The sequence below is a fragment of the Sorangium sp. So ce693 genome (genome assembly GCF_051521375.1).
Classification (GTDB): domain Bacteria; phylum Myxococcota_A; class Polyangia; order Polyangiales; family Polyangiaceae; genus Sorangium; species Sorangium atrum.
Genome location: NZ_CP150347.1, coordinates 7,921,722 through 7,944,271, shown reverse-complemented (window position 1 = coordinate 7,944,271; position 22,550 = coordinate 7,921,722). Strand labels below are relative to the sequence as shown.

18 protein-coding genes are annotated in these 22,550 nt (G+C 70.1%); 10 read left to right on the top strand and 8 right to left on the bottom strand.

What is annotated here, in order from left to right; all coding sequences use genetic code 11:
* Nucleotides 1-53: 53 nt before the first annotated feature.
* Nucleotides 54-896 carry a CPBP family glutamic-type intramembrane protease gene (locus tag WMF14_RS29505; RefSeq protein ID WP_437791390.1) on the top strand — a complete coding sequence of 281 codons (843 nt, stop codon included), beginning with the start codon at nucleotides 54-56 and terminating at the stop codon, nucleotides 894-896.
* 160 nt (nucleotides 897-1,056) lie between these two features.
* Here WMF14_RS29505 and WMF14_RS29500 read toward each other — a convergent pair whose 3' ends face one another.
* Nucleotides 1,057-3,210, bottom strand: a complete 2,154-nt coding sequence (locus WMF14_RS29500) for a hypothetical protein (protein WP_437791387.1) — start codon at nucleotides 3,208-3,210, stop codon at nucleotides 1,057-1,059.
* Between the two features lie 140 nt (nucleotides 3,211-3,350).
* Complete coding sequence (locus WMF14_RS29495; protein WP_437791384.1) at nucleotides 3,351-4,112, bottom strand: SDR family oxidoreductase; 762 nt, start codon at nucleotides 4,110-4,112, stop codon at nucleotides 3,351-3,353.
* Between the two features lie 294 nt (nucleotides 4,113-4,406).
* Between WMF14_RS29495 and WMF14_RS29490 the strand changes: the two genes are divergently transcribed.
* Nucleotides 4,407-4,604: a hypothetical protein gene (locus WMF14_RS29490; protein ID WP_272094238.1), complete on the top strand. Its 198-nt coding sequence runs from the start codon at nucleotides 4,407-4,409 to the stop codon at nucleotides 4,602-4,604.
* Between the two features lie 52 nt (nucleotides 4,605-4,656).
* Here WMF14_RS29490 and WMF14_RS29485 read toward each other — a convergent pair whose 3' ends face one another.
* Nucleotides 4,657-5,907 (bottom strand): SLC13 family permease, encoded by a 1,251-nt coding sequence (locus tag WMF14_RS29485; protein WP_437791381.1) that lies wholly within the window; start codon nucleotides 5,905-5,907, stop codon nucleotides 4,657-4,659.
* 54 nt (nucleotides 5,908-5,961) lie between these two features.
* Between WMF14_RS29485 and WMF14_RS29480 the strand changes: the two genes are divergently transcribed.
* Together WMF14_RS29480 and holA are read left to right on the top strand one after the other, a co-directional pair.
* Nucleotides 5,962-6,441, top strand: coding sequence for a hypothetical protein (locus WMF14_RS29480; protein WP_437791379.1), 480 nt, complete (start codon nucleotides 5,962-5,964; stop codon nucleotides 6,439-6,441).
* Nucleotides 6,442-6,532: 91 nt separating this feature from the next.
* Nucleotides 6,533-7,609 carry a DNA polymerase III subunit delta gene (holA, locus tag WMF14_RS29475; protein ID WP_437791377.1) on the top strand — a complete coding sequence of 359 codons (1,077 nt, stop codon included), beginning with the start codon at nucleotides 6,533-6,535 and terminating at the stop codon, nucleotides 7,607-7,609.
* Between the two features lie 230 nt (nucleotides 7,610-7,839).
* Here holA and WMF14_RS29470 read toward each other — a convergent pair whose 3' ends face one another.
* From WMF14_RS29470 to WMF14_RS29460, 3 genes are all read right to left on the bottom strand, one after another.
* The gene (locus tag WMF14_RS29470; RefSeq protein ID WP_437791375.1) at nucleotides 7,840-8,970 is read right to left on the bottom strand and encodes a hypothetical protein; all 1,131 of its coding nucleotides are present in this window, start codon (nucleotides 8,968-8,970) and stop codon (nucleotides 7,840-7,842) included.
* 266 nt (nucleotides 8,971-9,236) lie between these two features.
* Nucleotides 9,237-10,220, bottom strand: coding sequence for a hypothetical protein (locus tag WMF14_RS29465; RefSeq protein ID WP_437791372.1), 984 nt, complete (start codon nucleotides 10,218-10,220; stop codon nucleotides 9,237-9,239).
* A gap of 1 nt (nucleotide 10,221) precedes the next feature.
* Nucleotides 10,222-12,009 carry a MutS-related protein gene (locus WMF14_RS29460; protein ID WP_437791369.1) on the bottom strand — a complete coding sequence of 596 codons (1,788 nt, stop codon included), beginning with the start codon at nucleotides 12,007-12,009 and terminating at the stop codon, nucleotides 10,222-10,224.
* Nucleotides 12,010-12,215: 206 nt separating this feature from the next.
* Between WMF14_RS29460 and WMF14_RS29455 the strand changes: the two genes are divergently transcribed.
* The 4 genes from WMF14_RS29455 (at nucleotide 12,216) to WMF14_RS29440 (ending at nucleotide 17,489) form a co-directional block, all read left to right on the top strand.
* Nucleotides 12,216-13,100: an STAS domain-containing protein gene (locus WMF14_RS29455; protein ID WP_437791367.1), complete on the top strand. Its 885-nt coding sequence runs from the start codon at nucleotides 12,216-12,218 to the stop codon at nucleotides 13,098-13,100.
* A gap of 252 nt (nucleotides 13,101-13,352) precedes the next feature.
* Complete coding sequence (locus tag WMF14_RS29450; RefSeq protein WP_437791365.1) at nucleotides 13,353-14,654, top strand: formylglycine-generating enzyme family protein; 1,302 nt, start codon at nucleotides 13,353-13,355, stop codon at nucleotides 14,652-14,654.
* Nucleotides 14,655-14,751: 97 nt separating this feature from the next.
* Nucleotides 14,752-15,855, top strand: a complete 1,104-nt coding sequence (locus WMF14_RS29445; protein WP_437791362.1) for a hypothetical protein — start codon at nucleotides 14,752-14,754, stop codon at nucleotides 15,853-15,855.
* Between the two features lie 131 nt (nucleotides 15,856-15,986).
* Nucleotides 15,987-17,489, top strand: a complete 1,503-nt coding sequence (locus WMF14_RS29440; protein WP_437804321.1) for a protein kinase domain-containing protein — start codon at nucleotides 15,987-15,989, stop codon at nucleotides 17,487-17,489.
* A gap of 164 nt (nucleotides 17,490-17,653) precedes the next feature.
* Here WMF14_RS29440 and WMF14_RS29435 read toward each other — a convergent pair whose 3' ends face one another.
* Nucleotides 17,654-18,337, bottom strand: coding sequence for an HAD family hydrolase (locus tag WMF14_RS29435; protein WP_437791360.1), 684 nt, complete (start codon nucleotides 18,335-18,337; stop codon nucleotides 17,654-17,656).
* A 1,402-nt stretch (nucleotides 18,338-19,739) separates the two neighbouring features.
* On the opposite strand from WMF14_RS29435, the gene WMF14_RS29430 reads away from it, so the two are divergent.
* Both WMF14_RS29430 and WMF14_RS29425 read left to right on the top strand, forming a co-directional pair.
* Entirely contained in the window at nucleotides 19,740-20,534 is a 795-nt protein-coding gene (locus tag WMF14_RS29430; RefSeq protein WP_437791358.1) for a hypothetical protein, read from the top strand.
* A 136-nt stretch (nucleotides 20,535-20,670) separates the two neighbouring features.
* Nucleotides 20,671-21,570 carry a helix-turn-helix domain-containing protein gene (locus tag WMF14_RS29425; RefSeq protein ID WP_437791356.1) on the top strand — a complete coding sequence of 300 codons (900 nt, stop codon included), beginning with the start codon at nucleotides 20,671-20,673 and terminating at the stop codon, nucleotides 21,568-21,570.
* On the opposite strand, the gene WMF14_RS29420 is transcribed toward WMF14_RS29425, so the two are convergent.
* Complete coding sequence (locus WMF14_RS29420; protein ID WP_437791353.1) at nucleotides 21,536-22,456, bottom strand: methyltransferase domain-containing protein; 921 nt, start codon at nucleotides 22,454-22,456, stop codon at nucleotides 21,536-21,538. The two genes, WMF14_RS29425 and WMF14_RS29420, sit on opposite strands and share 35 nt — an antisense overlap.
* Nucleotides 22,457-22,550 lie beyond the last annotated feature (94 nt).

The window sequence follows — 22,550 nt, the reverse complement described above, 5'->3', positions numbered from 1 at the left end:
CGGCGCCTGCCCCACGGTTGTGCGGGGGGCGCCGGCGGTGTTAAGCACGGCGCGTGATCGGACGCTTTTTCCGCCGGATCTGGCAGGAGTACGTCATCGACCTGCGCGACCGGCTCGACGCCGAGGCGGCGCACCACCGGGCCACCACGCCCGCGGGCGAGGTCACCCGCCGGATGGTGTGCGTGTTCCTCACCGTGATCGGGGCGCTCCTCTTCGTCCGGTTCGCTGGCAACGAGAACGACACGCGCTGGATGGTCGACGGCCTGCGCGCCCTGGGCCTCGACGGCGCCGCGGCGAGGCTCCACGACGCGCTGAACACGTCGCCGGATCGCCGCTTTCACCAGCGGATCGTCTGGGCGCTCGGCCGCCTCGTCGGTTACCTGATACCGACCCTCGTCGTCGCGAAGCTCGTGCTGCGGGCGCCGATCCGGAGCTTCGGCCTGCGCGTCCGCGGGACGGCGCGGCACCTGCCCGTCTACGGCGTCCTCTTCGCCGTCATGGCCCCGTTCCTCTTCGCCGCGTCGCTCTCGCCGGCCTTCCAGGCCAAGTACCCCTATTACAAACTCGCGCCGGGCGAGGGCCCGTGGCCCTGGCTCTGGGCGTGGGAGGCGCTCTATGCGGCCCAGTTCGTGGCGCTCGAGTTCTTCTACCGCGGCTTCTTCCTCCACGGGATCCGCCGCGCGCTCGGCTACTCCTCGATCTTCGCCATGATGGTGCCTTACGCGATGATCCATTTCGGCAAGCCGCTGCCCGAGGCGCTCGGCTCGGTGCTCGCCGGGTTCATCCTCGGCACGGTGAGCCTGAAGAGCGACTCCATCTGGGGAGGCTGCGCCATCCACATCGTCGTCGCGACGTCGATGGACCTGCTCTCCCTGGCCCATCGCGGGCTTCTCTAGCGCTTCCCGCCCGAAGCCCGGCCGCGGATGGCCGAACTTCGGCGCCGCATCGCGCGCGCCCTCCTCGAGCGGGCTCGAGGAGCACGCCTGGATGCCTCGCCCCTCGCGGGCTCGTTCCACCCGCTGTCCCGGGCGCGTTGCACTGTCGCGGGGCGAGCCGTCAGGACACCCGCCGGGAGAGGGCGTCGCGGAGCTCGCAGAACTTCTTGAACATCTGCCAGGTGTGGAAGGCCACCCGCGAGCGCCCCGCATATTCACGGACGCGACTCCCGAACTCGGCGCGCTCGTACGGATCGGGCTCCTGCTCGGCGACCTGCCAGTCGAGGTGGGTAATCACGCGGTCGAGCCGCTCGAGCAGCGCGCGGCTGGGCTGCGCCGTCGAGATCTCGGAGTACCACTGTGCCATGGTCTCGGCGCTGACGGTCTTATTTGCCATGTCCGCCAAGCCGAGGTGGACGGGGTACACCTGGCCGGAGGGGCTCGGGCGGAACTCCTCCCCGCGCTGGTCGAGCTTCTTCTTCGAGCTGCTCTCGCCCGTGGACTTGCCGTCGCCCTTGGAGCCGCCGCCGGCCATCTGGGTGAGGACGCGCGCGAGGTTGTGAAAGATCATCCGCTGGGCTCGCCCGCTCACGTTGAACTTACCGCGGAGGTAGTGCGCGGTGCAGAGGGCCGAGAGGATGAGCTGGTCCATCTCTTCGTGGACGGCGATCTGCGGGAAGAAGACCTTGAAGAAGAGCAGGTTGAGGTCGAGCTCGCGCTGGAAGAACCTCTGGAACTTGGGGTACGTCGCTTCGTTTTGTTCCGCGCTCGAGAGGGTGCCATTGCTCAGCATCTGGCTGTGGCGCACCATCGGCCGGAGGCCCTTCTCGGGCTTGTCGGCGCCCATGACGAAGAAGGGGATGTCCTGGCGCTGGAAGAGCACCTGGGCCCAGGTGAGGTGGCGGTTGGCGACGAGGTCCAGGCACATGGGGGCCTGCAGGACGGTCAGGTTGTTCTGGCTCCCCTCGATGCCCACGAGCAGGATCGCCAGCTCGCCGAAGAACGGGTTCCTCGCCTGGCCCGGGATGCGGAGCGCACGCGACAGCTCCTCGATCACGCTCGCGGGGGGGAGGAGGTCGAGGTAGTCGACGATGCGCTCGTAGCTCAGGTCGAGCGCGGCGCTCGAGTCGTCGCCGATGCGGTGCATGATCGAGAGCGCCTGCGAGAAGATGAGGCGCACCGAGCCCGCGTACGCCATCCCGACGTGACGGCCGTTGCCCCACGGGAGGGCCATGTTGCGGAACTCCGGCTTTTGCATGGCCTTCATGAGATCGATGCCGTCGAGCGTCTTGCCGAACGCCTTCTCCATCTGCTGCACGTTCGTGATGAGCGCGTTGCGCTTGGCCTTCGCCAGGTCATCGAGGGTGTAATTCCTGCCCCACGTGTTCTCGAGCAGGTTCTTCTTGCGGGCGAGGACCTTCGCGAGGGTGGTGAAGCTCTTGATGACGGCATCCCGGCGGGGGGCGTCCTCGAGCAGCGTGTCCGGCGGCATGAGCGAGACGAGGACGAGGAAGCGCTTGTTCGTCGAGGCGAGACTCAAGATCGTCTGGGTGGCGTCTCTGGCCCCCATGAGACGGGTCATCCGGAGGACGAGGTCGAGCACCAGCATATCCGCTGGGGTCCACGCGATCGGCAAGGTCCCTCCCAGGTTCTTCAGGAGCGACCTGCGCACGATCTGGTAGACTCGGAACTTGGCGTCGGAGACGTAGCTGCGGAATGGCGCCGTCTGGCGCCGCTGCCCCTCGGCGGTCGCCGTGAGCCCCCGGGAGATATGCTCGATGTTCGCCGAGCTGAGGTGCGTGCGCTCCTTGAGAAAATTCGGAGGCACCCAGTTGAGGGGGATCGCGCGTGTGTCGTTGGCGAGGAAGTCCTGCTCGTTGATCATCATCGACAGGCGGCCGACGGTGTAGAGCAGGTCCTCTCCGGTGATCACGTTGAGCTCGGCCTCCTCGCCGATCGCGTGGTTCACGCCGGCGAGGGTCAGCTGGACGACCTGGTGCAACAGGCGCAGCCGCTCGAACTCGAACCGAGGGCTCGGGGGGGCTCCGAGCGATCCCGAGACGACCCGCGGCGCCCTGCCCATCAACACCGCGAAGTCCTGCAAGGCGGCCCTGTAGATCCGCTCCGCGTCCTCCTGGTAGGCCTGGCGTGGGCTCCTCAGGCGCGGGAGGGCGCGCTGCAGGCTGCTCAGGCTGGTCACGTCGAGGTAGCTCACGATGAGCGAGAAGACCTCGGGCGGACACACCTCGAGGAGCTCTTGCAGTGTGCCGGGCATGCCGCGATTTCAGCGCCCCCGCCCGGGAAGTGTCAAATTCGCAGCGGTGTGCCGCGTCGACGGACAGCGCCGGTGAACTCGGCGCCGGCATGAGCCGCCGCGCCGGAGCGTGCGTGTCGTGCGGGCTCGCCTCGAGGCGCTCAGGCCAGGGTCCTGCCGCCGTTCACGGACAGCTTCTGGCCCGTGATGAACTCGGCGGCGTCGGACGCGAGGAAGGTGACGGCCTCGGCGATGTCGTCCGGCGTGCCCATGCGCCGGAGCGGGTTGCTCGCCCGGTAGGACTCGATGGCCTCGGCGCTCGCGCCCTCCTGGATGTGGCGCTCGACGACGACCCAGCCGGGGGACACCTGGTTGACGGTGATCCCGTGCGGGCCGAGCTCCATCGCCCAGGAGCGCGTGAGGCCGAGCTGCGCGCCCTTCGCCGAGACGTAGCTCGAGAACTCGGGGACGCCCTGCTCGAAGACCTCGGACCCGATGTTGATGATCCGCCCAGACCGGCGCGCCTTCATCCCCGGGACGACCGCCTTCGCGAGGAGGAGCGGGCTCTTCACGAAGAACTCGAGCTGGTCGAGGCAGTGCTTCCAGGTCAGGTCCTCCAGCTTGACGAACGGCTGCGGGCCCGTCGCGTTGATCACCAGCACCTCGATGGGGCCGAGGCGGGCCTGCACCTCGCCCACGAGCCGGGCGACCTCCTGCTCGTCGCGCACGTCGGCCTGGAACGCCTCGGCCTCGCCGCCGCCCAGGCGGATGCCCTCGACCACGCGGGTCGCCTCCTCGCGGCTGCCGAAGTAGTTGACCGCGACCCGCGCGCCCGAGGCCGCGAGCTTGCGGGCGATGGCCGCCCCGAGGCCGCGGGAAGCGCCGGTGACAAGGGCGACTCGTTTGGATAGTTCGTGCGCCATTCAGGCTTCTCCAGGGGATGGGTGACCGCGGTTCGCTCGCCGCTGCGAAGGAGGTCGGCCGCTCAGGCGCGCCTCCGGGAGCCTCCCTGCCGCACGGGCGCGGACCGCTGGCCGCGCGGCAGAAGGGTCGACAGATGGTCGAGGTCGGTCACCCCCAGCTGTAAACGAGCAAGATCCAGCAATACAAGATTTTTCCGCGTATAAACTTGAGCATGGGTCTTTCCAGCAGCAGAGTTGAAGTTTTTCAATTCAATCCGCTGCGGGGCCTGGCGGGGGTGGTGTACGCTGGGCCACATGAACAAGCGCACGATCCGGCAAACTTTGCGGCTCCTGGTGATGCTTGCGATGGGGCCCGTGTTCTGTGCTGCCGTGGGGATCACGGTGATCCACGCGTGGCTCGACGTTCGGCGCAGGTCGCCGGCGCGGCGCCCTTTCGCGCGCGCTGGGGTGCGGTATCGCCGGCTGCGCCTGCGCGAGCAGGCGCCGCTGTGATCGCCGCGGCGCTTGCGCTGCGGGGGATGGCGCGGCGGGGGGGCGGCGTCGCTCAGCGTACGACGAGGAGCCAGGCGAGCGCCGCGGCGGTCGAGGCGAGCGTCACCGGGACACCCACCCTGGCGTAAGCGCGGAAGCCGATCTCGCGCTCGGCGCCCACCGTCTCCACGACGATGATGTTGGCCACCGAGCCCAGCAGCGTGAGGTTGCCCGCGAGGGTGGAGACCAGCGCCGTCGTGATCCAGGCGAGGTGCGGATCGGGCTGGCTGCGGATGTACGAGTCCGCGAGAAGGATGAAGGGCACGTTCGAGACGATCTGGCACCCGGCGAGCATCGCGATGCTCAGCCCGAGCAGGCCCAGCGTCGGCCCGGAGGGGAAGAATGGGCTGGCCGCGCGCAGCGCCTGCTCGGGCATTCCGGTCTTCTGGAGGCCCGCCACGACGATGAAGAGCGCCCCGAAGAAGACGAGCACGGTCCACGACACCCGCTCGAACAGGCCGTTCGCGTCGCGCCGGTGGAGCAGGATGACCGCGGTCGCGCCGCCGATCGCCGTCCACGCCAGGTTCGCGCCGAGCATGAACAGCGCCGACACGACCACGATGCAGGCGAGCGGCGCCAGGGCGCTCGGCCGGTCGCCTCGCGTCGACGCGGGCTCGGGCGCGGGCTCGGGCGCGGGCGTCCGCACCGCGATGCGGCGCCGGAGCAGCAGGTGCAGCGTCACGGCCGTGACGGCGAGCCCGATCAGCGCGGCGGGGCCCGCCTCCAGCAGGTATGTGCGGTACGAGATGCCGGAGAGGTGGCCCACGAGCATGTTCTGCGGGTTGCCGGCGAGCGTGAGCGCGCTGCCGGCGTTGGCGCCCATCGCGAGCGCGAGGAGGTACGGCGCCCGCTCGAGCCCCGCGCGCCGGGCGGTCCGGTCGACGAGCGGCGCCAGCATCACGCAGACCGAGTCGTTCAGCAGCACCGCGGAGGCGAGCCCGGAGGTCACCGTGACGAGGTAGAGCAGGCGGACCGGCGACAGGTCCCGCCGGGCGACCCACGCGGCGGCGCGCTCGAACACCCCCGCGGCGTCGAGCGACGCCGAGAGCAGCATCATGCCGAGCAGCAGGCCGATGGTGTTCGGCTCGATCGCGGCGAACGCTTCCTGCGGGTCCAGGCCGGCGCCCGGCTGGATCGCGCTCAGGAGGACCATGGCGCACGCGCCCGCGAGCGCGCCGGCCGGGCGTCCGATGGGAAGGATCGACAGGCGCCGCGCCGCGATGAGCACGTACGTGGCGGCGAATACGAGCAGGACGGACCACACGGCGCGGATCTAGAGTCGTCGGGGGGGATCCTGTCAAACTGGGAATGCCAAGGCATGGGCAGGCAGCTCTCGACCCCCACCGCGATCCTCCTCGGCAGCGCCATGATCTCCGCCGCGGTCTATCTCGGCCTTCGCCACGGCCCAGCCGGCGTCCCCACGGAACCGCGCCCGGTCGTGGGAGCGCCCTGGCAGCCTGCCGATGCGGTGTCCTCCGCCGGGGCGGCGCCCGCGCCGAGCGTGCCGCGCGAGCAGGTCGCGATGCAGGCCGCGCGGGCGCTCGAGGCGCACAGGCCGGCCCTGATCGAGCGCTGCTACAAGCCGGCGGCCGCGGCGCGGCCGGCGCCGCGCGGGGTGAAGTACATCTTCAACCTCACGTTCGACGCGCGGGGCCGGCAGCTCGCGCGCGGCATCATCGAGGACCGCGAGGCGTCGAGCCCCGAGGTCACGGCCTGCGTGGTCGACGCGCTCCCGGCGGTCGCCGTCCCGCCGCCAGGGGCGAACGTGCGCGTCGATGTCCCGTTCTCGCTGCCGTGATCGAGGGGAGGGCCGGGCTCGCGGGCTCGCCGGCGCCGGGGGCGAGCGCGGCGCCCTTGACGCACCCGCCTGAACGCCCGATGCCGGAGCGGTGACGCCCGACCAAGCCTTGAAGGAAGCGGCCACCGGCGCCCTCCGCCCCGTCTACCTCGTGCTGGGGGAGGAGCGCTGGCTTGTCGATCGCGTGGTGAGCGCGATCCGGGAAGCGGCGGCCAAGGGGGGCATCGCCGGCTTCAACGAGGACAAGTTCACCGCGGGCGACGCGCCCATTGAGTCGATCCTCGGCGCCGCCCGCATGCTCCCGATGATGGGCCCGCGCCGCTTCGTGCTCGTCCGCGGCGTCGATCGCTGGGAGAAGAAGGACGAGGGCGACGACGGCGAGGGGGACGACGAGCGCGGCGCGAGCGGCGCGAGCGGCAAACGAGGCGTGTCGAAGCAGCTGAGCCCGCTCGACGCGCTCGCGGAGTACACCAAGGCGCCGTCGCCGAGCGCGGTCCTCGTGCTCGTCGCGACGAAGCTCCACGGCCAGCGTCGCCTCGTGACCGCGGCCAAGAAGGGCGATTTCCTTGTCGGGTGCGAGGCCCTGAACCGCCGCGCCTTGCCCGGCTTCATCGCGACCGTCGCCCGCGAGAAGGGCAACCCGATCGCGCCCGACGTGGCCGATCAGCTCGCCGAGCTCGCCGGGCCCGAGCTCGGCTACGTTGTCGACGCGCTCGAGCGGCTCTCGCTGTACGTCGGGGCGAAGCAGCCGATCACCGAGGACGCGATCGCCCAGGTGGTCATCCGCGTCCGGCAGAGCACCGTCTGGGAGCTGATCGACGCGCTCGGGAAGCGGCGCCTCGACCGCGCGCTCGCGGCGCTCGCCGACGCCTACGATCCGCGCGACGGCGGGCTGCGGCTGCTCGGGGCGGTGTCGTGGTCGGTGCGGCAGATGGTGAAGTTCGAGTCGGCGCTCGCCGGGGGCGCGAGCCAGGCCGAGGCCGCCCAGCGCGCGGGCGTGGCCCCCTTCAAGGCGAACGACGTGGCGCAGTCGGTCCGTCAGCTCCCGAAGGGCGCGCTCGCCGGCTGGATGCGCGTGCTCGCGGAGACGGACCTCGCGCTGAAGAGCAGCCGCCGCCCGGCGCAGGCGGTGCTGGAGACGATGCTGATGGAGATGTGCGCGCGCTGAGCGGGCGAGGGCGGGGGGGCGCCGCGCGCGCATCGAGAGCGTGACCGTGGGTGGCCCCGTGCCCGTCGCCGGCGTCCTTCGCCCGGCCATCGAGCTCGGCGCCGCTGCCGACAGCGCACCCGCGGTGGTCGCGTCCCGGGCCTCAATGGCTCACCCACCAATTTTCTGAGGCGGAAAACAGAGCGATTTCAGCAGGTAAGGGTGTCCCGTCGGGATCAACGGTCACCGCTCTACTGCACGCGCTCCTGATTGTAAGCGTCGTCCACCTCGTCCCAGAAGTCATTCATGCCGTCCTTGATGTCCTTCACCAGCTCGTCGATGGTCTTCATTCCGCCGAAGACCTCCGGGCCATAGGGCAGGATCACCGGGCTGTACCCCTCGTCGGTGAGGAGCTTGTTGAGGACGACGTAGATGTTGAGCCTGCCGTTGGCATCGCGGAAGAAATGCCCGACGTGGAGGGCCCGGACGGTCCTGGCGATCGCGGCCAGCGCGGCGTCGTGTGTCTTCGCCGCTTTGATCTCCTTGTTGTACCTTTCCAGGATGGCCTTCACGCGCTTCTCGGCCTCGCCCGGGCGGTAAGCGGCGCTCATCGTGCCATTGCTGTCGAGCAGGTGCACGCCAATCCTGTCCTGGTCTTCCTGGCTCAGCTTTCGTATGTTGACGTCGTCAGGAGTGTAGATGAGCCCCTCCCGCCTCATCTCCTCGATGGCCGCCTTGACGTCCGCTTCCCTGATGCCATAGGCGTAGGTATCTCCCGTGGGCCAGCTGTCCCAGTCATATGACCCGAACGAGGTCTGCCTGCCGTCTTCGTACTCACTCCATTGCTTTCCGCCCTCGTTGATGGTCACGCCAGCTGTGACCTTCTCATGCAGGAATCGATAATATTCAGCGTCCAGTCTGCGTTTGAAGTGAGGCCCGTCGCTGAGCAGCACATTGTCGAACACGTCCTTGATGGCGCGGCTGTACCCGCGCGACTTGTCGTTGTCGTAGAACGCCTCCGGCTTTTCCGTCTTCTGGGCCTCGCCGTGATGCTTGCTGTCAATGAAGAGCTTCCACCAGCGGTCAGCGGGCAGATGATCGAGGGTCGGCCGTCGCCGACTGTTGTAGGCCGTGACCTGCGCCTGATCGGGTGTCATCGGCGGAGGCGGGGGCTGCGCCGCGGAGGTACTGGAGGTCGAGGGAGTGGGGGTGGCGGTCAGGGTCGTCGCGGGGGGGGCCTGCTTGGTGAGGGGGATATTCGTCTTGGTCGCGGCGCGGCCGCGATCCGAATTCATCTTGCTGGCACCGGTCTGGGTGGCACCGCTGAGGGTCGTGTTCTTCTTTGTCTGATGATTGTTCCCGGGTTGTTTCTTGCGCAGCATCGGCGTTGTTCCGGATCCTTCGGTAGCGAAGAGCAGCCTACCACGGTGCGAAAGTGCCCCGTCCGGTGCCTCACCCCCGTCCAGCATCCCCACGTGGCAGCTCCACCACGACCTTCGTCCCCCGCCGAGGCGGCCCGCCACCCCTCACAGCCCGGCTTCTCCTCGCTCGTCACTGCCCCCACCCCCGCCGCGAGCAGCAGGAGCGCCGGCGCCAGCGCCGCCCAGCGCAGCGCCGCGAGCGGCTCCCGCGCCGGGGATCGAAGCCTTCACTCCTCGACGCTGCGCCGCACCGCGAAGGCGAGCCCGCAGCCCTCGATCTGCTCGCGATGGAGCACGCCCGTCGGCGAGAGCCCTTGTTGGTCGACCCGCCGGCCCATGCGCAAGAGTACCTTCTTCGCCGCAAGATCCACGAGCGAGACGCGCGCCGAGCTCGCGGACGTCGTGCTCTCGACCGGGCTGTCGGCCACGATGATCAGCAACTCCGCGCCGGCCGCCTTCTTCGCCAGCTCGATCGGGGATCGATCCAGCTCGTTGCGGTGCCTCCTTAGCGCCGCGACGTCGCGGGCCGCGCGCACCGAGCCCTCGAACACGGGGCCGAGCACCGCGAGGCCGAGCCGCGCCTCGGCGAGCCGGCGGACGTTCGCTGTCTCCTCGTCGACCTTGGTCCCGCCGAAATACACGCCTCGCACCTTCGTGAGCAGATCGCGCTCCGAGGGCGAGGGCGGAGGCTTCAGGAGGCACAGGAGGAACGCATCCTTGTCGGATCCGCGCGCGGCGTCGTCGATCTTGCGCGCGTCGCGCAGCTCGGCGCGAGGCGCGCGCACGTACACCGCGGGCCGGTGGAGCAGGGCGTCGAGCGCCCCTGGAGCGCGGAGCGAAGGGTCCACGACATCGGCGGGGTCCCCGTCGCTCGCGGCCTCGCCGATCCAGCGATCCGTCGCCTCGACGAAGCCCTCGTAGCCCGCCGGGAACTCCGCGCGGCGCTCGTCGAGCACGGCCAGAAGGGCGCGCCGCTCGGCCTCGATGGCGCGGCGATCCTGGAGGTACATCGCGACCGCGAGGAGCACGACGGCCGCCGCCGTCAGCAGTGTGAGCAGCCGCGCGCGCCCGAGTCGCTTGTCGCTCGCGAACGTCCCCTTGATCCCGGAGCGAGCCGCGTGATGGCGCGCGCGCGTCCGGTGGCTGGCGGCCCGCTCCACGCGCGCGCGGAGCGCGGGGTTCATCCGCTCCGTCGTGAGGAACGTCGCCACGTCAGCTCTCCCCGGAGGGACCCGCGAACGCGGAGTCCCGACCCACGACGGACAGCGCTCGGGAGGCGAGCAGGTTGCGATCGATGTTGCGATCGATGAGGCCCTCGAGCTCGCCGCGGGTCACGCCGAGCCGAGCCGCGGCCTGGGCCGCGAGCGAGGTCGCGGCCACGCCGTCGACGAACTGGTACGTGGGCCTCTGCGCCGCATCGAGCTCCACCTGGACGAACCGGAGGTTCCTTATCGCCTTCTCCCGCTCCAGCCGCGCTGCGAACGTCAGGAAATGCGTGGTGATGAACGCCTGCGGGCGGAGCTTCTCGAGCAGCGTGACGACGAGCTCGAAGATCTCCTCCCCCTCGGACGGGTTCGTCCCCGAGCAGAGCTCGTCGAGGATCACCATCGCTCCCGGGCCGAGCTCCTCGAAGAGCGCCCGGATCCGGAGGAGCTCCATGCCGAGCCGCCCCTCGCTCTGATCGAACTTCGTCTCCTGGATGAGCGACACAACGAGCCCCGGGACGCGGGCAACGCTCGCCCTGCGCGCCGGCACGAACATGCCTGCCTGCGCGAGGAGCTGCGTCAGCGCCACCGACTGGAGCAGGCGAGTCTTCCCGCCCGAGTTCGGCCCCGTGACCAGCAGCGTCGTGTCGGCCCGATCGGTCACGACGTCGCACGGCACCGCCTTCCCTCCGCCGGCGACGAGGAGCGGATTGAAGAGGCCGAGGAGCACGCGCTCGCCCTCCGCGCCGGACCGGAGCTCCGGCAGGCAGACCTCGAGCCCCGCCGCTTCGGCGAGATCCCGGAAGCCGAGCGCTCCCAGGTAGACCTCCATCTCTCCGACGAGCGGGACCAGCTTGACGACCTGATCCTCGACGCCCTCGAACACCGCGTCGACGAGCCTCGCCATGACCTCTCCGTCGCCAAAGCTGTACCCGCGGAAGAACATCTCGAGCTTCGCGAGCCAGCGCCGCACCGGCGACAGGACGAACGGGTTCTCCTGCCGCTCCCGGACGGTCACGACGTCGAAGCCTCGGATTCGGCCGTCGGCGCCGACGCGGATGTCCAGGCGGAGCGTCGCGAGGTGCTCGTCGTAATCGAGGAGATCGGCCATCGATCGATATCCCTCGGTCGCCTGCACCGCCTGCCCGAAATCGCGCAGCCGGGAGAGGCCCGATCGCGCGCCCTCGAATGACTCGCTCATCAGGTCGAAGACCTCTTTGACGATCGCGAGCACGTCGAGCTGCCGCCGCGTCGGATCGAACTTCTTCCCTGCCACCGCGCCCTCGAGCGCGCCCCGCAATCGGCACGAGGCCGTGTAGAGCCGCTCGAGCTGCCGGCGAAACGTGGGCGAGCCCGAGAGCTCGTGGAGGATCTCCCTCCGGAGCTCGGTCACGCGCGTGTCGCTCGGGGGCCGCGAGAGGACGCGGAGGATGAACCCTCGGTGGACGACGGCCTCGTGCCCCCCGACGCGGACGCGGAAGCACCGGGCCACGAGCTCCTCCAGGAACAGGTCGGGCGCGAAGCTCTTCGGATCCCACGTGGAGGGCGCGATGGGCGCCCGATCGAGCGCCTGGCCGAAGAGCCCTCCGGAGACGCCGCTGGTGAACGCGAACGAGAGAGACTGCCGCAGCTCGTCGAGATCGGCCCGCGCGGGCGGGTCCACGAAGAGCAGGCTGGGGATCCTGTCCGTGGACGGGAGCGCGGGCGCGTAGGGCACGTCGGGCGCGTGGGCCCTACCGGGCTCGGGCGGGCGGGCAATGCTCTCGGCGGGGACCTGCGCGCGGATCGGGTGCATGAGCAGACGACCCGCGCTCGCAGGAAAAGTTCCCCCGCGCGGGGAACACCGATGAAAATAGTGGCACCGCGCGCTGCCGCGGCGGCATCGGGCTTCTGGGGACGAACGCTTTACAGTACCGTGTCCGTTCGCGTGCTCGGTCGCGCTCCCGAGCTCGACACGCGATGACGCACGATCCGGTGTGCGCGACCCCTGGAGCCTACAGCATGCCCGACTACCCGCCGCTGTCCTCGTTGAGCATCGTGAGCGCCCTCCATGATATCCCTGAGATATCCTACATTTACCGCGATGATGGGGTGCTGGTGGCGATGAATGCCACCTGCGAGCGGCTCACCGGGGTCCCACGAGCGGCGGCGGTCGGCGTGTTCAACCTGTTCGCGAACGAGGCGGTGGTGGGTCCGGTGCTGATGCAGGGCTATCGGAATGCGTTCCGCGGAGAGACCCAGATCCTCCCCCCGACGGAGATGCGGCTGGAGAAGCAGCGACTGGGCGACATCGAGGTCCGCTCCTCACTGACATGGGTCGAGACGCTGCTCATCCCGCTCGAGCGAGCTCCGGACGGCACGGCGCCGTACGTCCTCGGGATCCAGCGCGACGTCTCGGCGCTCGTCCACACGCGCAACGAGATCGAGGCGGCGAAGCAGCAGATCGACTTCCAGCGCGACACGATCATCTCCCTCGAGGCCGCGCGGAAGGAGATCGAGGCGCAAAAGATGACGATTCACGCGCTCTCGACGCCCGTGATCGAGGTCTGGGACGGCATCGTGACGCTGCCGCTGCTCGGGCACTTCGACGCCGAACGCGTCAGCAGGATGACGTCGGAGCTGCTCGACGCGGTCGTGCGGACACAGGCCCGCTACGTCATCCTCGATCTCACCGGCATCGCCGTGATCGACACGGCCACCAGCGACCATCTCCTCCGGATCGTCGGCGCCGTGGGGCTCCTCGGCGCAACTGGGGTCCTCGTGGGCATCCGGGCCGATGTCGCCCAGACGCTCGTCGGCCTCGGCGTCGGGCTCGACCACCTCCGCCTGTACCAGAATTTGCGTCAGGCATTGAAGGCATGCATGCGCGAACAGGGGCTCTTCTGACGCGGCGCTGATTGCGCTCGGAGGGGCTCGTGCGCCGGAGCCGGCCACGCTCGGTCTCCCGCGAAGACCGCGCCGCCCCCGATACCGCCGTACGAGCCGTCGGTCCGGGTGCCGGCGCGATTCGAGGCGCGGATGCCCACGGGCGCAGCCGGCGCGTCCCGGGAGCGCCTTCCGGACAGGACACAACACCTCGTGGCGCCCGCGGCGAGCACCCTGGTGGACAGCACCCGTGGAGCGGCTGTAAGAATCGAGATGCTCGGAAGACGCGCGGGATGGTGGTGGGGAGCATTGGCCTTTGTCGCGAGCGGATGTGGCACGCTCGTCGGGCTCGGCGACGATTACATCCCAGACGACCGCAGCGCCGCGGCGACCGGGAGCACGGGTGGCGCAGGTGCCGGCGACGGCACGGCCACGCGTAGCAGCGGCGACACAGACACGAACAGCGCCGGGGGCATCGGCGGCGGCGCGACCTCGACCAGCGCCGCGGGCGGCGGCGCCCCGGGCGGCGATCCCCCCTCGACGAGCTCGACCGCCGCCACGTCGAGCAGCTCCACCACCGCTGGCGGTGGAGGGTGCTCGACGGGCGAGCGTCGCTGTGACGACAAGACGCCGCAACGGTGCAATGGCGGCGAGTGGGAGAGCTCGGCGCCATGCGCAGGCTCGCTGCCCTTGTGTTCCGTCGGAACATGCACCGACCGCCCGAGCTGCGGCGGGCTGCCCGAGACCTGCGGACCGGAAGGCAACGAGCGCTGCTGCGCGACGATGGCGGTCCCGGGAGGGACCTTCGATCGCGGCAACGACATCACGTTTCCAGCCACGGTGAGCGGCTTCGAGCTGGACCGGTTCGAGGTGACCGTGGGGCGATTCCGGAGGTTCGTCGACGCCTATCCAGAGAGCCGGCCGACCGCGGGCGCGGGCGCGCACCCGGAGATCGTGGGGAGCGGGTGGAATTCTGCCTGGGACGAGGCCAACCTGCCGCGGGACCCGGCGGTGTTCAGGTCGGCGATCCGATGCACCTCCAGCTACAGCACGTGGACCGATGCGCCCGACGCCAACGAGCGCCTGCCGATGAACTGCATCACCTGGTACGTGGCCTTCGCCTTCTGCGCGTGGGACGGGGGCAGGCTGCCGACGGAGGCGGAGTGGAACTACGCGGCTGCCGGCGGGAGTGAGCAGCGAGTCTATCCATGGTCCGCCCCGCCGTCCTCGACGACGCTCGATGTGGACCACGCCGCGCACGATTGTCTCCCCGGGGGGCCCACGCTGTGCATGTACACCCATATGAAGACGGTCGGGTCGAAATCGCCCCTGGGGGACGGGAGGTGGGGACACGCGGATCTGGCAGGCAACATGTCGGAATGGACGCTGGACTCGTATTTGGGTTATCCTACTCCATGCACCGATTGCGCTCAGCTGGCGGCCCACGGGCAGCGGATCATCCGGGGCGGAGGCTGGAACGACGAGTCGTCCAGGCTGACTACGTCATCCCGCGGTCATTACCCTGCGAACGACAACGGCCGCGCGATCGGCTTCCGCTGCGTGAGGACGCCGTAGGCGCCCGGCGCCGGGGCCTCCGGTGATCTGCGCGCGCCCCTGCCGGACGGTCGGCCATTCGCTCCGAGGCCCCTTCTCCTGCCCGGTGAGACAGAACATGACGTTTTGGATCCGCCGGTCCACGCAAGTCCTCATGGCCCTCGGCTCGCTCTCGCTCGCCGCGCCCGCTGCAGCGCAGGACGCCGCGGCCGCGGAGGAGCTCTTCAATCGCGGTCTCGCCGACATGGGGGCAGGGAGATACGAGGCAGGCTGCACCGCGCTCGCCGAGAGCGAGCAGCTCGATCCCCAGCCGGGCACGCTGTTCACGCTCGCCATGTGCGAGTCGCGGTGGGGCCGCGTCGCGACGGCGGTGACGCAGCTCGGGAATTACCTTGCCTGGGTGGAGCGGATGTCGCCGGCGCAAAAGGCCCGTCAAGGACATCGACCGAAGGTGGCGAGAGACGAGCGCGAGCGGCTCGCGCCGCGCGTGCCGAGGCTCTCGCTCGCCCTGCCGGCAGGAGCGCCGCCGGGCACTGTGGTGCTGCGCGACGGCAGCCCCCTGGGGCCGGCCTCGCTGGGCGTCGCGCTGCCGGTGGATCCGGGGGAACATCGCATGTCGACCCGGGCGCCGGGAGGGCCCGCGTGGGAACAACGCGTCGCGATCGCTGAGGGCGAGACGAAGGCGCTGATGCTGGAGATCCAGCTCGCGCCGGCGCCCGACGCCCCTGCGCAGCTGCCGGCGCCCGACGCGCCCGCGCAGCCGCCGGCGCGGGCGACGTCCCCGGCCGGGACGCAGAGCCAGGCGCCGGCCGCGCAGAAGGCCCCGGCGGCGGCGACAGCCGGGAAGGGCTTTCGGACGGCGGCTTACGTGACAGGCGGGCTTGGCGTGGCAGGGCTCGTGGCCGGCGGGGTGATGGGCGCGCTCGTGCTCGGCAAGAGGTCGGTCGTCAGCGAGCACTGCGGCAGCGCTATCCGGGCCAGCAATCCGAAGAGCTGCGATGCGACAGGGCTCGACGCCGCGCAGACAGGGAGCACGATGGCTCTGGTGAGCACCGTCAGCTTCGGTGTGGGGCTCACAGCGCTCGGCGCAGCGGCGGTGCTCGGCTTGACGGCCCCCGGCGGGGCCGCGCCCGCGAGCCCCTCTGGCACGATGTGGATCCGCGGAACCGTGCTTCAGGTGGGGCCGTCGGGAACGGTCCTCGGCGCGCAAGGGCGCTTTTGACTCGCTCCGGATCGTCGCAAACCGTCGTAAACCGTCGTAAACCGTCGTAAACGGCTGTCACAACGAACCTTTTCACCGAGGCGCCTTGACGGGGAGGGCACCCTAAACGACGCTTGGCGATCGTGTCGACTATGCTGGCCGAGGGGATCGTCTTCGCCCGCCGCTACCGCGTCGTGCGCCTCATCGCCACCGGCGCGATGGGGGCCATCCACGAGGTGACGCACATCGCGACCGAGCGCCGGCGGGCGCTGAAGGTCATGCACGCGCACCTCTTCCAGAGCGAGGAGATGCGCGAGCGCTTCAAGCTCGAGGCGTGCATCACGGCGACGATCGAGTGCGAGCACATCGTGGACGTCTTCGACGCGGGCGTCGACGAGGCGACGGGCATGCCCTTCCTGGTCATGGAGCTGCTCCGCGGCGAGGAGCTCGGCGAGCGCCTCAAGCGCACGAGCCGCCTCCCGCCGGCCGACGTCGTGACCTACCTCCACCAGGCTGCGCTGGCCCTCGACCGGACCCACGCGGCGAACATCGTGCACCGCGATCTCAAGCCCGCAAATATCTTCCTGTCGCAGCGCGAGGACGGCTCGATCCGCGTGAAGATCCTCGACTTCGGCGTCGCGAAGCTCGTCGCCGAGGGCGCCACCGCGGCCGGCGCCACGCGCAGCCTCGGCACGCCGCTCTACATGGCTCCCGAGCAGTTCCAGGTCGGCAAGAGGCTCACCAGCGCGGCCGACATCCATGCGCTGGGCATGATGGCGTACACGCTGCTGGTGGGATTCCCGTACTGGGATCCCGAGGCGAACGAGGCCAGCGACGTGTTCGCCTTCGCGATGCTGGCGGTCCGCGGCCCGCAGGAGCCGCCGGTGCAGCGGGCGCGCTCGCTGGGCGTGACGTTGCCGCCCGGCTTCGACGCGTGGTTCGCGCGGGCCACGGCGCTCGATCCCGCGGCACGTTTCCGCCGGGCCACGGACGCGGTGAGCGCGCTCGGCGAGGTGTTCGGCATGCCGGTATGCGGCGCCCGCGTGGCGGCCGGCGCGAGCTCGCCGCCCTCGCCGCGCGCGGGCCAGGGCTCGCCTTCGTCGCCCGAGGCGCTGTCAGCCATCCCGAGGACGGGGGCCGCACCTGGGATGACCGTGGCCCCGGAGCACGGCGCCGACCCGGATCGCGGGCGATTCGCCGCGACCTCGACCGGAGCTGCCATCACCTCGCTGCCGCCGAAGGCGCGCCGCAAGCCGCTCGCTGCCGGGATTGCGCTGGGGGTCGGGACGCTCGCAGGCGCGGCGCTCTGGCTCTCGCAGCCCGCGTCGAGCGCGGACGAGCCAGCCGCGGCGGGCGTCGCCGCCGCGATCTCGACGGCCTCCGAGCCGAGCACGGCAGCCCCCGCGCCGCTCGCGACAGCGCCCGAGCCGCGCGGGGCGATCCCTGAACCGAGCTCGCCGCCCACGCTGGCTCTAGCGCCACCGCCGGCGGTGACGCCATCCGCCGATGCGCCCGTCGTGGCTGCTCCCGTCTCGAGCGCGTCGGCACCGGGCCCCCAGGGCAAGCTGCCGACGAACGCGTCCAAGCCGGTCCCGGGGAGCAGGGAGTCCGCCCCGCGCCCATCGACGCCCGAGGACCTGTTCAGCCGCTACTGAGCCTCGCGCTCGCCGCGCTATGCGTCAGAGAACCTGTCGCCCTCTCTGATCCTCTTCCGGAGGATCAGAACACCGTTTACGTGATCTCGCAGAGACACGCTGTCGCATCGGAGCCGCAGCGGTCAGGCGGCCGCTCGCCTCGCTTCGTCGAGAGATCTCGGATCTCAACCGAGCAGCGCCTCGAGCGCGCCCCTCGCCCGGAGGTCGCTGAAGCTGTGGGTCGGGGCGCATGCGGCGAGCTCTGCCAGGGTGTAGTTGCCGGTGGCCACGGCGATCGACTCGGCGCCGATCGTCCGGGCCGCCGCGACGTCCTTCGGGGTGTCGCCGATGACGACGACGCGGCACGCCGCGAGCGGCGCCTCGAGCATCGCCGCACCGCGCGCCGCGCCGATGCGCAGGAGCTCGTCGCGGAGCTCGTGATCGCAGCCGAAGCCGCCGAACGCGAACCGCTCGTAGATGCCGACCCGCGTGAGCTTCGCCTGCGCCCCGGCGCGGACGTTCCCCGTCCCGAGGCCGATGGCGCACTCCGCGCGCCGGGCGGCCGCGTCGAGCGCTTCGATGACGCCGGCGTGGACCCGGGTGTCGCCGGCGAGCGACATCTCCTGCGCGAGGAGCTCGACGTAGATCGCGAGGAGCGCGTCGATGGCGTCCTCCGTGGCCTCGCGCCCGACCGTCTCGAGCCCTGTCCGGATGATGGCCCGGTCGGTCATGCCGGCGAACGAGAACGCCTCGCACGCGTCGCGCCGGTCGGCGTACCGGGCGAACGCGCGCTCCATGGCGCGCCGGCCTGCGCCGCCGGTGGAGAGCAGGGTGCCGTCGATGTCCCAGAGGAGCACGGTGGGGCGCATGTCCCCATGGTATAGATCGACGCCGCCCCAGGGCGAGCGCGGACGGGCGGCGGGCGCGACGGCCTCGTCGCGGCCTCGTCAGGCGGGTGGACCGGGGGTCGTCGGCGTCATCGTGGGTCGACCTTGAAGCCAGAGATCCGGCACGGGTCGACGTGGGAGCCAGGATCAGCGCTCGTCCGGCTCCACGGCGCCGGAACCTGGCGGCGTCGTCCGGCGGCCGGGCGTCCAGCCAGCAGCGCGCCGGAGCGCCCGATCGCGGCGCGGTTGTAACGTCGGCGCGGGCTTCCGGCGGTTGGATGAAGGCTCGCTGCGTCGCCCGCCCCGCGCAGCTCGCCCAGGTTGGGAATTTCTGGAGCGTCGGCTCACCCAGGTTGAGCAGCCGTCGGCTTGCACCGGCAGCCCACCCAGGTTGAGGCGCCAGCTCAGGTTGAGGGGCTAGCTCACCCAGGTTGAGGAGCGGCGTCGCGTCGGCTGACCCAGGTTGAGAATTTTTGAAGCGTTAGCTCATCAAAGGTGAGAAATTTATACGGATCGATGCAATGCAAGGAGCTCGTTTGGTGTTTGGCCTACATAGTAAGTGGTTCGAACGAAGCTGCACGGTGATCTCGGGCATCAGCTGACCCAGGTTGAGAACACAGTCAAAATTTGGCGCGAAAGCTCATCTGGTATGAGAATTTTTGTTCTCTAAACGCAATGGAATCGTTGCTCCTGGCGCCTTCTCCTCATGTCGTTCGTGCTCACTCCTTCATGTTGGTGTCGAGCGTTTCGAGCGCAACCGTGCGGTGATCTCTGGTAGGAGAGGCGCTGGAAATCGAGAGAGCGCGCTGCCCGAGCTCTCGTGCCAGGCCTCGACCCTGAGCCCGAGGCGCACCGCGCCTGCGACGCCCTCGCGATCTGCGCAGGGCTCCATCGCTGCGTGAAGGGTACCCGGGAGACAAGACGATGCGACGCCCGCTGCACAGCCCGATCACCAGGCGGAGTTCCTCTCGATCTACTTCGATAGGGTCGGCACCCCCGACGCCCCGAAGATCTGGGTGCCCCCGGGCTTCAAGGAGAGCTACGAGCTCGCGCGGGCCAATCCCACGAGTCATGCAGAGCGGCGTGTGCGAGGATGGCGTTTGCCGCGAGGCAACGTGTAGCGATGGAGTGATGAACGGCGACGAGGCCGGACTCGACTGCGGCGGCCCCTGCGCCGCATGCCCCCTGTAAATCGCCGCTGCGCCTCGTGCACATCGTCCGCGCCTGAGCTGACAAGAACGCAATGCATCGAGGGCGCTGCCGGTGCCCTGATCCGAGGGAGGAGAGATTCGCTGCAATCCAGCCGCGAAGGAGGAGGGGCCTCCCCTGAGCAGAACTGGCGGCGCGACCTCTCTTACAAACACATCGGAGGGTGGAGGAAATCATGCGCGACATCATGTGGCTGGCTTTGATCACCGTCGTGGGGCTCTCCGGGGCAGCGTGTGGCCCGGACGAGTACCGGCCCCTGGCGGAGAACGAGGCGGTCGTCATCCGGGTCTACGGATACAACGTGCCGATCGTCCGCGATGGAGTCGAATACCTGGGCGAAGCGGAGGCCTACGTTACGAAGGTGGACGTCAGCGGCGCGTCCGGCGTTCGAGATCCCGGGGACGGGGAGTACCTCCCCGACAGGTTCGTCGTGAGCAACGGCGTGGAGGAGGCGGAGCTCGCCTGCTATTGGTGGCATGACAGCCATCCAGAGGACAACCTCATCGCCGCCAAGTGCCGCGGCTACCTCAAGCAGGCCGAGCCGGGCCGCGCGATCCGCGCCCGGTTCAACGACCTCGACGGCTGGGAGATCGTGATGCCCGAGCTCTCGGAGCTCACGTCTCCCGAGCCGGACAGCGTGTTCAGCGTCGGCGCCGGCGAGGATCTGGTGCTGGCGTGGGAGGCGCTGGGCAAGGACGACATGATGAGGTGGTCTATCGGACCTGTCAGCTTCGATGAGCCGGGCCCTTGTCTGGATGACGTATCCTGGGACGACTCGTCTGGGGAGGTGGACGACACCGGCTCGTTCACCGTTCCCGAAGGCTCGTACCCCACGGGGCTTCCCGCCGAGGGGTGTCAGGCCTTCGTGCGCTTGAGCCGCGGTCGGGACGGGAGCATCGATCCTGCTGTTCCGACGGGCGTGATGTTCGGCATGCAGGTCTACAAGATGCGGATGACGCTGAAGCCGTAGCGCCGTCCTCCAGGCGTGCGCGCAGGTCGGGCCGCCAGATTTTCGCTGGCGCAGCGTAGGGAAGAGCTCCTTACCATCCAGCAGCCTGCTCGGCGGAGAGCGCCGGCGCTCGCCCCCTGCTGCCGCCGATGTCATCATGGCGCGCATGCCCCCCGCGCCGGCGATCCAGCGAGAAGACCTCGTGGGCGGAGGCCGAGCGATCTTCTGCTGCCGGCAGCCCTCTCCGGTGCAGCCCGCCATGCGGGCGTCCGTGACCCACGCCTTTGCCGCGCTGGCGTTCTACACGAGCGGCTCTTCCCGGATCGAGCAGCGCGGTCGATGGAACGTCGAAGCTGGAGACGTCCTCCTGGTGCCTGCCGGACAACCGCACCGCTCGATCGAGAAGGCGGCCCCGGACTGGATCGGCGTTGGCTTCTGTGTCCCCTGCCTGGCTGCCGAGGAGGCGGGCACCTTGCTCGAACCGTTCGAGCGCGTGCGCGCCGGCGCATCCCCCGTCGTTCGGGTGGGCGCGGAGCGTCACGCGCACATCGAGATGCTCCTCCGCGAGCTGATGCGCGCGACGGAATCGCGCGATGGCGGCGCTCCTGACGTCGTCCAGCGGAGCCTCCTTGTGCTCATCCTCGACGAGGTTCGGCAGGCCGCGCGCTCGCAACACCCTGCCTCGGCGTCGCCGGGAGTCGTCGTCGATGCCCTTCGCTTCATCGAGCGAAACTGCCTTCGTCCGCTCTCGCTGAAGGACGTCGCGCGGTCCGTGGGGCGGAGCCCGGCGCACGTGACGACGGCGCTCTCCCGGGCGACGGGCCGGAGCGCGGTCGAGTGGATCGTGGCTGGGAGGATGGCGGAGGCTCGCCGCATCCTCCTCCACTCCGACGAGAGGGTCGAGATCGTCGCCGAGCGCGTCGGCTACGCGGACGCGACGCACTTCATCCGGATGTTCCGTAGAGAGCACGGGGCGACGCCGGCGGCGTGGCGCGCCGAAGCGCGGAGCAAAGGCCGCACGCTCACGCGGGACTCGGCGTCCGGCCGCACACGCTGAAGACGAGGTCGCCGACGAACGTGGTATTGGCCTTCGTCCGTTCGGCGGCGAGACGCTCTTCCAGGGTGTCCACGTCGACCTCGGCCTCCGACGCCACGCCTTGCTGCACGATGCGCGGGAGCATCGCGCGAACGATGAACGCGAGCTGATGCTGGATCCTCGGCGTCTGCACGATGGCCTCGGCCCTCACGAGCTGCACGGTCAGGCCCGCTTCTTCAAAGACGCTCGGCATCTGGAATCCCATGTGGAGGCTCGCGCCCTCGCGCTCGACGGTCCGCCAGATCCACTGGTGCACCTGGCGGTGCAGCTCCATGGGCATGAGGCTGCCCTGGCCCATCGTCGGGTCGTTCTCCTGGAGCAGGATCAAGCCGCCGGCGCGCACGGCACCGGCCATGGCACGGACCGCAGCGACAGGATCCGGCTGGTACATGAGCACCCTCCGGCCGACGGCGGCATCGAAGCCCCCGGCCGTGGGGGAGAGCGCGGCGAGGTCCCGCTCTTCGAAGGCGACTCGGCCGAGCCCCAGCTCGGCGGCTCGCCGGCGAGCGACCGCGATGGGCGCCGGGTCACGGTCCACCCCGAGCACACAGCCCCGTTCGCCAACGATGCGGGCGACCATGAAGCTCACGTCGCCTCGGCCGCATCCCACGTCGAGGACGCGCATGCCGGGAGCGATGCCGGCGTCGCGCAGAAATCGTTCGGTCATGTCGTTGACCAGGTCGGTCATCGTCGTCTCCGCGAGTTCGTCCAGTGATGTTCGCCGCGCCTCGCATCGGCGCAGCACGCCAGGAATGTACGGACTGTCCGTCCTGTGCGGCAGTGCGTGTCTTTGTGCCGGATCGGCGGGGTTTTCGATCGGCGGGCAGCGGAAGTCCTGGGCGCCCATCGCGAGCGCGGCGGTGCACGCCGCCGGCGAGATCGGGCCGCGTGCACCGTGCTCCCCGGCGCCCCTCCGCTGCGCGGCGCAGACCCCGCCGCCC

What these genes read in the sequence shown, in the direction of transcription:
- WMF14_RS29500 (WP_437791387.1), bottom strand. Translation starts at nt 3,210, where the DNA reads ATGCCCGGCACACTGCAAGAGCTCCTCGAGGTGTGTCCGCCCGAGGTC.
- WMF14_RS29495 (WP_437791384.1), bottom strand. Translation starts at nt 4,112, where the DNA reads ATGGCGCACGAACTATCCAAACGAGTCGCCCTTGTCACCGGCGCTTCC.
- WMF14_RS29490 (WP_272094238.1), top strand. Translation starts at nt 4,407, where the DNA reads ATGAACAAGCGCACGATCCGGCAAACTTTGCGGCTCCTGGTGATGCTT.
- WMF14_RS29480 (WP_437791379.1), top strand. Translation starts at nt 5,962, where the DNA reads ATGGGCAGGCAGCTCTCGACCCCCACCGCGATCCTCCTCGGCAGCGCC.
- WMF14_RS29470 (WP_437791375.1), bottom strand. Translation starts at nt 8,970, where the DNA reads ATGCTGCGCAAGAAACAACCCGGGAACAATCATCAGACAAAGAAGAAC.
- WMF14_RS29460 (WP_437791369.1), bottom strand. Translation starts at nt 12,009, where the DNA reads ATGCACCCGATCCGCGCGCAGGTCCCCGCCGAGAGCATTGCCCGCCCG.
- WMF14_RS29455 (WP_437791367.1), top strand. Translation starts at nt 12,216, where the DNA reads ATGCCCGACTACCCGCCGCTGTCCTCGTTGAGCATCGTGAGCGCCCTC.
- WMF14_RS29450 (WP_437791365.1), top strand. Translation starts at nt 13,353, where the DNA reads ATGCTCGGAAGACGCGCGGGATGGTGGTGGGGAGCATTGGCCTTTGTC.
- WMF14_RS29445 (WP_437791362.1), top strand. Translation starts at nt 14,752, where the DNA reads ATGACGTTTTGGATCCGCCGGTCCACGCAAGTCCTCATGGCCCTCGGC.
- WMF14_RS29440 (WP_437804321.1), top strand. Translation starts at nt 15,987, where the DNA reads ATGCTGGCCGAGGGGATCGTCTTCGCCCGCCGCTACCGCGTCGTGCGC.
- WMF14_RS29435 (WP_437791360.1), bottom strand. Translation starts at nt 18,337, where the DNA reads ATGCGCCCCACCGTGCTCCTCTGGGACATCGACGGCACCCTGCTCTCC.
- WMF14_RS29430 (WP_437791358.1), top strand. Translation starts at nt 19,740, where the DNA reads ATGCGCGACATCATGTGGCTGGCTTTGATCACCGTCGTGGGGCTCTCC.
- WMF14_RS29425 (WP_437791356.1), top strand. Translation starts at nt 20,671, where the DNA reads ATGGCGCGCATGCCCCCCGCGCCGGCGATCCAGCGAGAAGACCTCGTG.
- WMF14_RS29420 (WP_437791353.1), bottom strand. Translation starts at nt 22,456, where the DNA reads ATGGGCGCCCAGGACTTCCGCTGCCCGCCGATCGAAAACCCCGCCGAT.